Genomic DNA, 12052 nt, shown 5'->3' with positions numbered 1-12052 from the left:
TTTATCCGTTTATGACGCTGTGCGTCTAACCCCTGGATCCGAGAACGCTTATGACTTCATCTGCTAATACTCCTTCTGCCGCCGTCGTCCCGCCAGGTGCGGCGCCTACCGTCGGCAATCCGGCGCTGAAGAAGGTGCCCCGTCATTTTCGCGATTTGCTGGCGCTGGATGATTTTGAACGACACGCCCGGCGCCGCCTGCCGGATATGATTTATCAATACGTGGCGGGCGGTGTCGAAACGGGCCGTGGAATTGCCGGTAATTTCGAGGCCTACCGTCAATACACTTTTGTGCCGCGCATGTTCCGTGATGTCTCCGGCCGCGATCAGCGCACCACCCTGTTTGGCCACACCTACCACCATCCTTTCGGCGTTGCGCCCCTTGGCGGCGCCTCTTTTGTCGCTTACCAGGCGGATATCGCGCTGGCGAAAGCGGCCAGGGCGATGAACGTGCCGATGATCCTTAGCGCCTCGTCGCTAGTCAAACTGGAGGATGTCCACGCTGCCAACCCGGACGCCTGGTTTCAGGCCTATCTGGCGGGCGATCAGCCACGTATCGACAGGCTGCTGGATCGCGTCGCCGCGGCGGGCTACCAGACACTGGTGGTCACCGGCGATACGCCGATGCTGGGCAATCGCGAGCACAACACGCGCAGCGGCTTCAGTATGCCGATTAAAATTACGCCGAAGGTCGCGCTGCAAAGCGCCATGAACCCACGCTGGCTGCTGGGCACGGTTGCGCAAACCTTTCTGCGCCACGGCGCGCCGCATTTTGAAAATACCGATGCCGAGCGCGGGCCGCCGATGATGTCCAGCAAGGTACGCAATACACACGCCCGCGACAAACTCAACTGGAAAAACGTCGAGGCAATACGCAAAAAATGGCGCGGCAACCTGGTAATCAAAGGCCTGATGTCGCCGGAAGACGCCTTTATCGCCCGCGATCTGGGCGCGGATGCGGTGATCCTGTCCAATCACGGCGGTCGCCAGCTGGATCATACCGTGCCGCCGCTGCTGACTCTGCCGGAGATTGCGGCGAAAAAAGGCGCGATGAAGGTCATTATCGACAGCGGGATCCGGCGCGGCACCGACGTAATGAAAGCGATGGCGCTGGGCGCGGATTTTGTCTTCCTGGGCAGACCGTTCCTTTACGGCGCCGTCATCGGCGGCCAGGCGGGCGTGGAGCACGCCATGCATATTCTGCGTGATGAAATTGATCGCGATCTGGCGCTGATCGGCGTTCGCACGCCCGGCGAGCTGGACAGCAGCTATCTGCGTAAAACAGGCTAAGGAACAGGTTATGAGCAACGGAACACTTCGTCTTTTCAGCGTGCTGGCTATTCGCGCGCCCTTCGCCGCCGTGGAACAGGCCTGGCTGCGTAGCCACGGCGACCCGCTGACTATTGACTGGAAGCCAACCTCGGTTATTGAAAAAAATATTGCCGACGGCGCAACGGCGGACGCGGTCATCGTGACCAAAGAGGCGATGGACAGGCTTATCGACCAGGGCGTGGTGGCGGCCGACAGCCGGGTGGAGCTGGTGGATTCGCCGCTTGGCCTGGCGATGCTGCCCGATGCCGTTGCGCCCGATATCAGCAGCGTGGCGTCGTTTACCCGGGCGCTGCTGGCGGCGAAATCGGTGGCTTATTCGCTGGGCGGCGCAAGCGGCATCTATTTTCAGGCGCTGTTAAAACAATTAGGGATTGAAGAGGCGATCAACGCGCGCGCCACCACTATCGCAGAAGGTTTTACCGCCGCGCAGCTGCTGGAGGGCACGGCGGATATCGCCGTTCAGCAAATCAGCGAGCTGCTGATGGTGAAAGGGATCAAGGTCATTGGCCCGCTGCCGCCGGGTGCGCAGAAGGTGCTCTCCTTTTCCGGCGGCGTTTTTAACCGGGCGGCCAGGCCAGAGGCCGCCGCCGCCCTGCTCAATTTTTTACGAGAAAAAGAGGCAATGCAGGCCTTTGCGGACTATGGGCTGACGGCGCGGAACTAAGCGGCGCCTGGCAGTCTTTAGCGGTCTACGCACTAACGGCACGAGGCTGAGCGGCGCCTGGCAGACTTTTTCGGCCTGCGCACCGACGGCGCGGAACTAAGCGGCGCACGGTTTAGCCTTTGGCGGCGCGCGGTGCGGAGCCGGTGCTGCCGCGCACGATCAGCTCGGGTTTAAGCAGAGTCTGCACGGGCGCGGTTTCGCCATTCAGCGTGGCGAGCAGATAGTCTGCCGCGACCTCACCGATGCGATCCAGCTCCACGCGCATGGTGGTCAGCGGATGCTCCAGATGCTCGGCATATTCATAGTCATTGAAGCCGGTAATCGAAATATCGTTCGGGATGCGCAGATAGCGCTCGCTGGCCGCCCGCATCGCGCCAAAGGCCAGCAGATCGTTACCGCAGATCACCGCCGTCGGCGGATTTGGCCCGTCCAGCAGGCGGAACATCGCCTCGCGCGCTTCGTTCATGGTAAAGGCACTGTTGATCAGATTGGCCTCGTCCAGCGTCAGCCCCGCCGCTGCCAGCGCCTGCCGCGTGCCGGTAATACGATCGGAAACGCGATCGTTGGACGGCGGCGTCCCGACGATCACGGCAAAGACTTTATGCCCCAGCGCCAGCAGGTGCGCGGTCAGCTCGCCTGCCGCCAGCTCGTTGTCGTAGCCCACGCTGGGATAGCGCGCGTCCACGGAAAAGGTCTGGATACAGGGAATATTCTGTTGAGTGATGCGCTCCCACAGGCGCGGGTGGTGGCTGTTGCCCACCAGCATCAGCGCATCGATGCCGTATTCCACCAGCTTATTGACCTCTTTCAGCTCGGTATCGGGATCGAAATCGGAGCTGGCCAGCAACATGGTATAGCCGGACTGGTGGATCTGCTGCTGGAAAGCCGCCAGCGGCCGGGAAAAGGTTTCCGTCGCCAGCGTCGGCACTACCGCACCAATGGTCATGCTGCGGCGAGAAGCCAGCGTGCGGGCGGCGCGGTTAATGACATAGCCCAGCTCTTCGCAGGCGCGCTCAACCGCCTCCCGGCGCGACGGACGGACGGAGGCGCTGCCGTTCAGCACTCGTGAAACGGTAGCGGTGGATACCCCCGCACGCAGGGCGACATCGTCCAGCGAAACGCGGGCGGATGGCGATGGCTTATCGGACATCTTCAGACTCCAGAGCGAAATTAGTGACGTTGCCCACAAAATTTACAGACAACCAATACCTCTATTTGAAAGCGCTTACTTTTTGCTTGACTGAATTTTGTAATCGCTTACTTTTAACATCATATTATCAAATACTGAAAGAACTTTACTTAACCATAACATTCAGGCGGGCGCGCTCGTTCATTACGGCCCCGAAATCATAAAGGAATTCACCATGCGTAGATACCCGCGGATCCGCTGGCTGATGATCGCGTTCTGCTTTTTCGCCATCGCCATCAACTACATAGATCGCATTAATTTAGCCATCGCCGCCCCACATATCAAAAAAGATCTCGGGCTGGACGACACCAGCATGGGGCTGATCCTTGGCGCTTTTTTCTGGACCTATGCGCTGATGCAGATCCCGGCTGGTCGACTGATTGACCGCCTGGGCGCGCGCACCGGCCTGGCTATCGCCGTAGGCTGGTGGTCGCTGTTTACCGTGTTTACCGCTTTTGGCCGCGGCTTTACCTCCATTTTCGCCTCGCGTCTGATGCTGGGCCTGGGCGAATCGGGCGGCTATCCGGGCTGCGCCAAGGTGGTTTACTCCTGGTTCGCCAAAAAGGAGCGCGCCACCGCCAGCGGTATCTTCGATGCTGGCCCGCGCGCGGGCAGCGCCATCGCCCTGCCGCTGGTCGCCTGGCTGATCAGCACCTGGGACTGGGAAACCTCGTTTATCGTCACCGGCGCGCTGGGGCTGATCTGGGTAGCTATCTGGCTGGTTTTCTACCGTGAACCGGAGGAGATGAAAGGCCTGAAGGAGCAGGAGCGCCAGAATCTGCTGGCCGACCGCAGCGTACAGACGCTGGGGAAAAACGAAAAAGTGCATATCGCCGGTCTGTTCCGCTACCGCACCGTCTGGGGAATGATGATCGGTTTCTTCTGCATGAACTTTGCTACCTACTTCTTCGTCACCTGGTTTCCGACCTACCTGACCATGGCGCACGGCTTTTCGCTGAAGGAGCTGGGCACGCTGGGCGCGATCCCGGCGCTGATGGGCATCCCCGGCAGCCTGCTGGGCGGCCTGACCTCCGACTGGCTCTATCGCCGGGGCTTTTCGCTGACCACCGCCCGTAAATCCTGCCTGATTGGCGGCATGCTGCTTTCTTCGGTGATCGCCTTCGCCGCTTTCACCAACAGTATCCCTGTGATTTTGACGCTGTTCTCACTGACCTACGCAGGCCTGGCCTTTACCGCCGCCAATATCTGGACCCTGCCCGCCGACGTCGCGCCCAGCGCGGGCTATGTCGGCACCCTGGGCGGCATTCAAAACTTTGCCGGCAATCTGGCCGGGATCGTCACCGCCTCCTTTACCGGACTGATGCTGACCCTCAGCCACGGCTCTTTCGTGGTGCCGCTGCTGGTGGCGGGCGGTATCTGCCTGTTCGGCGCGCTTAACTTTATGTTCATCATGGGCAAAGTGGAGCCGCTGGCGATAAAAAAAGACGAAACGGCCGGTAAGGTAATGACGGCCGATCACAAAATTTAACCCGGATGCGGAGAGAAGCAATGACTACTGAACAGCAGCTGCGCGAAGAGATCTGCCAGGCAGGCAGAAGCCTTTACGAGCGCGGCTATACCGTCGGCACCGCAGGAAATATCAGCGCTCGTCTGGAAGATGGCTGGCTGATCACCCCTACCGATGCCTGCCTGGGTCGCCTGGTGCCGCAGCAGATCGCTAAGGTCAGCCGTGAAGGCGAATGGCTGTCAGGCGATAAGCCTTCGAAAACGCTGCTGCTGCACCGTCAGGTTTACGACCGTAACCCGGAGGTGCAGGGCGTGGTGCATACGCATTCCACTAACCTGGTCGGGCTGACGCTGGAAGGGGTCTGGCAGCCGGAATGCATTCTGCCGCCGATCACGCCTTACCAGGTGATGAAGGTCGGCCGCATTCCGCTGATCCGCTACTGCCGTCCCGGCGCGCCGCAGGTGGCGGAACAGGTGGCTCAACTCGCCTGCGAAGTGCGCGGCGTGATGCTGGAACGGCTTGGCCCGGTCGTCTGGGGCCGTTCGGTGCTCTCCGCCTGTTTCGCGCTGGAAGAGCTGGAAGAAACCGCCCGCCTGTGGCGGCAGGCAGCGGTGAAACCCCAGCCGCTCGGCGACAGCGACGTCGCGGAACTGTGCGAAGTTTTCGCCGCGCGCTGGTAAGGCTTTTTACCCTACAAGGAAATAATAATGAAAAAAATTTACGCAGGCGTGCTGCTTTCTCTGGCAGCCCTGACGGGCGCGGCTCAGGCGCAAAGCCTGGTGTATGTTTCCAATGCCGAAAGCGGCACCGTTACCGGCTACCAGCTGGATAAAGCGAAAAAAGCGCTGGTACCGATCGGCAGTTTCCCGGCGGGCGCAAAGGCGATGTCTTCCGTTGTCTCACCCGATAAGAAAATGCTTTATGTCTCGGTACGCAGCAAGCCTTACAGCGTGGTGGCTTATCATATCCAGCCCGATGGCCAGCTGGTTAAGGCCAGCCAGTCGCCGCTGCCGGAGAGCATGGCCTATATCTCGCTGGATAAGCAGGGGCGCTTTTTGCTGAGCGCCTCTTACGGCGGCGACTTGTTCAGCATTAATCGCATCGACAGCAACGGTCAGGTGCAGGCGCAGCCGGTACAGGTCGTGCACACCGGCAAGCGCGCGCACGCTATTCAGGTCGATCCCGGCAACCATTTCCTGTTCGTCACGCTGCTGGGTGCCGATCAGCTGTTGCAATACCGCTTTGACGCCGCCAGCGGCAAGGTAACGCCCAACGATCCGCCCTTCGTCAATATTCAGAGCGAGGCGGCAACCGGCCCAAGGCATTTTGTTATTGCGCCCAACGTGGACAAACAGGGCAAGCGCAGCCTCTACGTGCTGACCGAAATGGCGGGCAATATCAGCCAGCTGACGCTGAACGCCGACGGCACCACGACGCCGGTTGCAACGGTAAATTCCGTCTCGCCCAAAGAAGATATGCAGCGCGGTGAAGCGCGACCGCTAACGGGTGACGACGATCTGCCGCCTTCGCATAAGCCACGCATCTGGCAGGCGGATATCCATATCACGCCGGACGGTCGCTTTCTTTATTCCACCGAGCGCACCAGCAGCACCCTGTCCTCTTTTTCCGTCGATCCCCATGACGGGCATCTGACTTACCTCACCAGCATTAAAACCGAGCAGCAGCCGCGCGGCTTCGCTATCGACAGCAGCGGGCGCTTTCTGATCGAGTCCGGACAAAAATCGACCCAGCTTTCGCTCTACTCTATCGATCCGACCTCCGGCGCGCTGACGCTGAACGGCCGTTATGCCACGGGCAAAGGCGCCAACTGGGTATCGCTGGTCGAAGAGTAATTACTACGGGCCCGGACGGGCCTGAATGGCAGTCATAACAGGAGAGAGTATGAAACGCAGACATCCCTTCTTTTCCGCCCTGTGCGCTACGGGCCTGTTCGCCCTGACGGTACCAGCCGGACACGCTGCGGAAAAAGTGGTCGCCACCGATCTGGAGCCGCTGCATCACGTGATCCTGGAAAATCAGTACGTCACCGTGATGCGCGTCATGATCCGCCCCGGCCAGTCCACGCTGTTTCATGAACAGCACCTGGATTATGTGAACACCCATATCAACGGCAGCCTGGTGCATATTTCCTATCCCAACGAGCCGGCTAAAGATACCGAGATGAAAACCGGCAATGTGAAGTTCGGCGCGCATCAGGGCAAATCCGATACCGATAAGGTGACCAACACCGGCACCACGCTGAACCATCAGGTGGCTTTTGAGATTAAACAGAACGGCCCGCAAAACTTTGGCGGCGCGACCCGGCCTGAGCTGCCCGAATTCCAGCAGGTGCTGGATAAAAAAACGGTCAGGGGCTGGAAAGTCACTCTGCAACCGGGCGAAAGCACCACGCTCTATAGCCAACACGGGCCGGGCGTCCGCGTCTTTTTTACCGAAGGCCGCCTGCTGGAGTCGGTACCCGGTCAGCCTAACCACAATAAAGAGGTCTGGCTGCATCGCGGCGACGCCATCCTGACCCAGCCAGGCCAGGTAGAACTGATCAACGGCGGAGAAACGCCGCTGATCTTTAACGATTACGAGCTGCTTTAACCCGATTGAGGGCATGCGGCATGGCCGTTTGCCCCTGTCCATGATGACGAACCGCCCGGCTACAGGGCGGCAGCATTTTTCTTTTTACAGGAGCATGTCAGGTGAGACGATTAAGTCTGCCTTTGGCGATGAGCCTGATCCTTTTCACCGGGATAACGCCTGCCGCCGTGCAGCCTTCGGGTGATCAAGATCTTATCGCTAAGGGAAAATATCTTGCGCTGGCCGCCGACTGCGGCGCCTGCCACACGTCGCCACAGCAGGGCGCGCCGATGGCGGGCGGCTATGCGATCCACTCACCGCTGGGTGATATCTATGCCAGTAATATTACGCCTTCAACCCGTTACGGCATCGGCGAATACAGCGAGGCGGAGTTTGCGCGGGCAGTGCGTGAAGGCATCGATAAACAGGGGCGCCATCTCTATCCCGCTATGCCTTATACCGCCTACAACAAAATCAGCGACGAGGATATCCACGCGCTGTATCACTATTTTATGCACGGCGTTGCGCCGGTAGATCGCGCCGCGCCGCAGACGCACCTGCCTTTTCCCTTCAGCATCCGCGCGTCAATGCTGGTCTGGAACTGGCTGTTTGCGGAGAACCAACGCTTTGTGCCGCAGCCGGATAAGTCGCCGGAGATCAATCGCGGCGACTATCTGGTCAACGCGCTGGCCCACTGCGATACCTGCCATACGCCGCGTAATTTTTTGCTGGCGCAGGACAACGATCGCGCCTTTTCCGGCAGCAGCCTGGGTAGCTGGTATGCGCCCAATATCACGCCTGATGCGCAGTCCGGCATCGGCAGCTGGAGCCACGACGAGCTGGCGCGCTACCTGAAAACCGGCCATATCGCCAAAGCCCAGGCCGCCGGGCCAATGGCGGAAGCGGTTGAGCACGGTCTGGCGCATCTTAGCGATGGGGACATCCAGGCGATTACCGCCTGGTTGCGCCAGGTTCCGGCGGTCAACAGCGGCACCGGCCGCGCGCGCGACAGCTATGGTCAGGCTTCGGATGCCGAACAGCGGCTGCGCGGCCAGAGCGGGCAAAGTGATGCCGGCTGGCAGGTTTTCAGCGGCAGCTGTGCCAACTGTCATCAGGCCCAGGGTCAGGGTAACGATCGCTACCCTTCCCTGTTTCACAACACGGCCACCGGCGCGCCTCAGCCCGATAATCTGGTTTCCGCCATCCTGTTTGGCGTTCGGCGGGATGATATCGCTATGCCCGCTTTCGGCCCTGATGCCGAATTTACCAATCGCCTCAGCGATCGGCAGATTGCTGACGTCAGCAACTACGTACTGAAAAACTTCGGCAATCCGGCGGTAGTCGTTACGCCTGAACGGGTGAAGCAGCTGCGTGAAGGCGGCGATACGCCTTTACTGGTCAAATTAACCCGTCCCGCCGCGTTACTGGGGTTACTGCTTGTGGTGGTACTTATCGTCGCGGGCCTTGTATTACGTCGTCGAAACAGGAGGCAACATGCAGCCCACTAATCCCGGCCGCCGCCGGCTGCTGAAAGGCATGGCCGCGCTCTCCCTCAGCGCCTGCTGCGCCACTCTTTTTCCGCGTCAGCTTGCCGCGCAGCCCGCTGCCGCCGATTTTAACGCGCTGTCCGCTTTTCTGGTCAGCCGCCCGGTCAGCGCCATTCTCAGCCAGCGTTATTATGCCGCGTTGGAGCGTCACTATGCGGATTTCCCGTCCCGCTTCGCCGCGCTGGCGGATTATCTCGCCGAACGGCGCTTTGCCCACGTTGATGACTTTTTGCAGGCCACGGCCAGCGATACGCCGCTTTTTCGCACCGCCTCGCTGATTATTGGCAGCTGGTACACCGGCGTGGTCGGCGAAGGTGCGAAAAGCGAACTTATCGCCTACGCCGACGCCATGATGTATCAGCCAACGCAGGGCATTCTGGTGGTGCCGACCTATGGCAGCGGCCCGGATTCCTGGGGCAGCAATCCCGAAACGGTTAAAATGGAAGGTCAGCAATGAAAAATATCGATGCCGATGTGATCGTCATTGGCTCCGGCGTCATGGGCGGTCTGGTCGCGACCCAACTGGCAAAGGCGGGAAAATCGGTGATTATCGTCGAAGCCGGCCCGCGCGTTAAGCGTCAGGAAATCGTCGAGCGCTTTCGCAATTCGCCTTTTAAGATGTCCCTCACCAATATGAAACTCCAGGGCGTGGGTTCACCCTATCCCGATTTGCCCCACGTCCCTTCAACCTATGGCGACTACTTACAGCAGGCCGGCCCGGTAAAATACCCGACCAAATACCTGCGCGTGGTTGGCGGCACCACCTGGCATTTTGGCTCCGCGCTGTGGCGCATGATCCCGAACGATTTCAAACTGCAAAGCCTGTATGGCCGCGGTCGCGACTGGCCCATCGCCTATCAGGATCTGGAGCCCTGGTACGGCGAGGCCGAACGAGAGCTGGGCGTGTCGGGCATGGACGGCCAGGATGAGAGCGGACACGGCGGCGAAGCCTGGCCGCCGCGCTCCACGCCTTTTCCGATGAAGGGGCTGGAGCCCAGCTATCTTTTTAAACGGCTTTCCGTCCTGCTGGGCAAAGGCGGCTATCATCCGGTGATGGAGCCGAACGGTCGCGCCACGCGGCCTTATGGTCAGCGCCCGGCCTGCGCGGGCAACAATAACTGCAATCCGGTTTGCCCAATCGCGGCAAAATATGACGGCTCAATGCATATTGATGAGGCGGAGCGTCACGGCGCGAAGCTGCTGGATAACTCGGTCGTTTATAAAATAGAAGCCGATGAGCAAGGTAACATCAGCGGCATCTGGTATCGCCGTCCCGATGGCAGCAACCATCACCTGACCGCTAACTACTTTGTGCTGGCCGCCTACGGGATTGAGTCGCCCAAGCTGCTGCTGATGTCCGCTTCCGAACGCTATCCGCACGGCATTGCCAACAGCTCCGACCAGGTGGGTCGCAATTTGATGGGCCATACCGGCATCAGCATGAACGTAATGATGAATGAGGATGTCTGGCCAGGCCAGGGGCCAACGGAACTGCTGGTTTACCTCAACAATCGCGACGGTGATTTTCGCAAGGATTTCCCCAGCTATAAAATAAAAGTGCGTAATACGGTGCCAACGGCGGACTATGCGGCCTCGCTGATTAAGAAAGGCGTGCTCGGCTCAAAGCTGGATGAGGAATTAAAAAGGATGTCGGCGCGTTCGCTTAATTTCGCTATCGACTTTGAGACGCTGCCGCTGGCGGAAAATCGTATCGTCCCCAGCAAAACCAAAAAGGACGCAATAGGGATACCTGTACCAGAAATATATTACAGCGTCACCGACTACTGGCACGCAGGAAAAGAACAGGGCCTGAAGGATTTTGATAAATTTGCTCAGCTACTAAATGCGGATATATCAAAAATTGATACGGGTTATCAGGATCGCCAGCATATTATGGGCACCACAATTATGGGCGATAATCCGGCTGACTCCGTGGTTAACAGACAGTGCCAGAGCCACGACCACCCTAACCTGTTTATCGCCGGCACCAGCGTGATGCCTTCTGCCTCCTGCATGAACCCGACGCTGACCGGCGCCGCGCTGAGTCTGCGCCTGGCCGACTATATGCTGAATACCGTTAAGGTTTAAATTAACGGGTTAGCGTTATTATACGGGCAGCATTAATACCGGCTGCCCGTTATTTCCTGTGCGGCCCATTTGAGCATTTGGGCGTTTGGGCATTTGGGCATTAATATGAAGCTGCTTCAGAAAAAAATGTAAATCTCATGGCAGTGTTGCAAAAAGCTGAAGCCATCTCGAATATCCAGTGTTAAACTCCGTGGCAGCAGTAAATTCCTTTTTCATTCTCCTCTCGCCGCAATAATATAGCGGCGGGACAGAAAAAGGAGTTCTGCTATGTTTTACGATCGCGTTGCGTTAAGGAAATCGCCGCTCGTGTCCGGGAAGGAAAAACGAGCGCGCAAGGGCAAAATCACAGGGAGGAGAGCCGATGAGCAGGCAGGTTAACCGTTTTGACCGGCTGGAACAGGATACGCATCAGATAAAGCTCAATTTAGCGATATTAACCGAGCGGGCCGAAACTTTCGTTACTAAAAACGATTTTAACGCGCTGGCCTCGCGTGCTGATACCTTCGCCACTAAAAGCGATATTCACGAGCTGGCTTCGCAAGCCGAAACGAATACGATTAAAAGCGACCTACAGACGCTGATTGCGCGTGCCGACACCTTTGCGACTAAAAGCGATATTCGCGAGCTGGCTACGCGAGCCGAAATGCACGCTGTCAAAAGCGATCTGCAGGTACTGGCTAAACGCGCCGACACCTTTGCTACCAAGAGCGATCTGCAGGTGCTGGCTGAACGCGCCGACACCTTTGCCACTAAAAGCGATCTGCAGGTGCTGGCTGAACGCGCCGACACCTTCGCCACCAAAAGCGATCTGCAGGTGCTGGCTAAACGCGCCGACACCTTTGCTACCAAGAGCGATCTGCAGGTGCTGGCTGAACGTATGGAGACCTTTGCCACTAAAAGCGATATCCTCGGACTGGCTACGCGTGAAGAGCTGGCTGAGGTCAGGAACGATCTGAACCTGTTGCGGGTCGAGATGTATAAAGCGCTAACCGGACAGACTAAGTGGCTGACGGCCTGCATGTTTACGGTAGCGATCCTGAGCCTGACTGCTGCAAAGCTGATTTTTGTCTGACGGAGCGGACGTAAAGCTGCGGTTTTTTGCTGGTGTGACGGTGATGTCGACATCGTTATGAACAAATGAATAACGGACGGCATCCTGCCGTCCGTGTTTTTATT

The 12052-nt window shown here is 58.6% G+C and carries 11 protein-coding genes; 10 read left to right on the top strand and 1 reads right to left on the bottom strand.

The window, feature by feature from the left end:
- The first annotated feature begins 50 nt into the window (after positions 1–50).
- Complete coding sequence (locus ACA373_RS03770) at positions 51–1289, top strand: alpha-hydroxy acid oxidase (protein WP_370734031.1); 1239 nt, start codon at positions 51–53, stop codon at positions 1287–1289.
- A 10-nt stretch (positions 1290–1299) separates the two neighbouring features.
- Positions 1300–1995: a substrate-binding domain-containing protein gene (locus ACA373_RS03765; RefSeq protein WP_301250862.1), complete on the top strand. Its 696-nt coding sequence runs from the start codon at positions 1300–1302 to the stop codon at positions 1993–1995.
- A 112-nt stretch (positions 1996–2107) separates the two neighbouring features.
- On the opposite strand, the gene ACA373_RS03760 is transcribed toward ACA373_RS03765, so the two are convergent.
- The gene (locus ACA373_RS03760) at positions 2108–3145 is read right to left on the bottom strand and encodes a LacI family DNA-binding transcriptional regulator (protein ID WP_370734030.1); all 1038 of its coding nucleotides are present in this window, start codon (positions 3143–3145) and stop codon (positions 2108–2110) included.
- Positions 3146–3359: 214 nt separating this feature from the next.
- Between ACA373_RS03760 and ACA373_RS03755 the strand changes: the two genes are divergently transcribed.
- From ACA373_RS03755 to ACA373_RS03720, 8 genes are all read left to right on the top strand, one after another.
- On the top strand, positions 3360–4673 hold the full coding sequence (locus tag ACA373_RS03755; protein ID WP_301729569.1) for an MFS transporter: 1314 nt from the start codon (positions 3360–3362) through the stop codon (positions 4671–4673).
- Between the two features lie 20 nt (positions 4674–4693).
- Positions 4694–5332, top strand: a complete 639-nt coding sequence (locus tag ACA373_RS03750; protein WP_253454251.1) for an aldolase — start codon at positions 4694–4696, stop codon at positions 5330–5332.
- Positions 5333–5359: 27 nt separating this feature from the next.
- On the top strand, positions 5360–6505 hold the full coding sequence (locus tag ACA373_RS03745) for a beta-propeller fold lactonase family protein (RefSeq protein WP_253454253.1): 1146 nt from the start codon (positions 5360–5362) through the stop codon (positions 6503–6505).
- Positions 6506–6554: 49 nt separating this feature from the next.
- Positions 6555–7262, top strand: coding sequence for a hypothetical protein (locus ACA373_RS03740; RefSeq protein WP_370734029.1), 708 nt, complete (start codon positions 6555–6557; stop codon positions 7260–7262).
- A gap of 128 nt (positions 7263–7390) precedes the next feature.
- A complete protein-coding gene (locus ACA373_RS03735) occupies positions 7391–8749 on the top strand; it encodes a cytochrome c (protein WP_370734445.1) in 1359 nt (452 codons plus the stop codon).
- Positions 8736–9245 carry a sorbitol dehydrogenase family protein gene (locus ACA373_RS03730; RefSeq protein WP_253454258.1) on the top strand — a complete coding sequence of 170 codons (510 nt, stop codon included), beginning with the start codon at positions 8736–8738 and terminating at the stop codon, positions 9243–9245. The genes ACA373_RS03735 and ACA373_RS03730 overlap by 14 nt, the downstream gene beginning before the upstream one ends.
- Entirely contained in the window at positions 9242–10876 is a 1635-nt protein-coding gene (locus ACA373_RS03725) for a GMC family oxidoreductase (RefSeq protein ID WP_301729572.1), read from the top strand. The genes ACA373_RS03730 and ACA373_RS03725 overlap by 4 nt, the downstream gene beginning before the upstream one ends.
- A 361-nt stretch (positions 10877–11237) precedes the next feature.
- Entirely contained in the window at positions 11238–11948 is a 711-nt protein-coding gene (locus ACA373_RS03720) for a hypothetical protein (protein ID WP_370734028.1), read from the top strand.
- Positions 11949–12052: the final 104 nt, after the last annotated feature.

Source organism: Erwinia sp. STN24, assembly GCF_041320675.1.
Taxonomy (GTDB): Bacteria; Pseudomonadota; Gammaproteobacteria; order Enterobacterales; family Enterobacteriaceae; genus Erwinia; species Erwinia aeris.
This window is presented reverse-complemented; position numbering and strand designations above follow the sequence as displayed.

What these genes read in the sequence shown, in the direction of transcription:
- ACA373_RS03755 (WP_301729569.1), top strand. Translation starts at nt 3,360, where the DNA reads ATGCGTAGATACCCGCGGATCCGCTGGCTGATGATCGCGTTCTGCTTT.
- ACA373_RS03740 (WP_370734029.1), top strand. Translation starts at nt 6,555, where the DNA reads ATGAAACGCAGACATCCCTTCTTTTCCGCCCTGTGCGCTACGGGCCTG.
- ACA373_RS03760 (WP_370734030.1), bottom strand. Translation starts at nt 3,145, where the DNA reads ATGTCCGATAAGCCATCGCCATCCGCCCGCGTTTCGCTGGACGATGTC.
- ACA373_RS03725 (WP_301729572.1), top strand. Translation starts at nt 9,242, where the DNA reads ATGAAAAATATCGATGCCGATGTGATCGTCATTGGCTCCGGCGTCATG.
- ACA373_RS03745 (WP_253454253.1), top strand. Translation starts at nt 5,360, where the DNA reads ATGAAAAAAATTTACGCAGGCGTGCTGCTTTCTCTGGCAGCCCTGACG.
- ACA373_RS03750 (WP_253454251.1), top strand. Translation starts at nt 4,694, where the DNA reads ATGACTACTGAACAGCAGCTGCGCGAAGAGATCTGCCAGGCAGGCAGA.
- ACA373_RS03770 (WP_370734031.1), top strand. Translation starts at nt 51, where the DNA reads ATGACTTCATCTGCTAATACTCCTTCTGCCGCCGTCGTCCCGCCAGGT.
- ACA373_RS03765 (WP_301250862.1), top strand. Translation starts at nt 1,300, where the DNA reads ATGAGCAACGGAACACTTCGTCTTTTCAGCGTGCTGGCTATTCGCGCG.
- ACA373_RS03720 (WP_370734028.1), top strand. Translation starts at nt 11,238, where the DNA reads ATGAGCAGGCAGGTTAACCGTTTTGACCGGCTGGAACAGGATACGCAT.
- ACA373_RS03735 (WP_370734445.1), top strand. Translation starts at nt 7,391, where the DNA reads ATGAGCCTGATCCTTTTCACCGGGATAACGCCTGCCGCCGTGCAGCCT.
- ACA373_RS03730 (WP_253454258.1), top strand. Translation starts at nt 8,736, where the DNA reads ATGCAGCCCACTAATCCCGGCCGCCGCCGGCTGCTGAAAGGCATGGCC.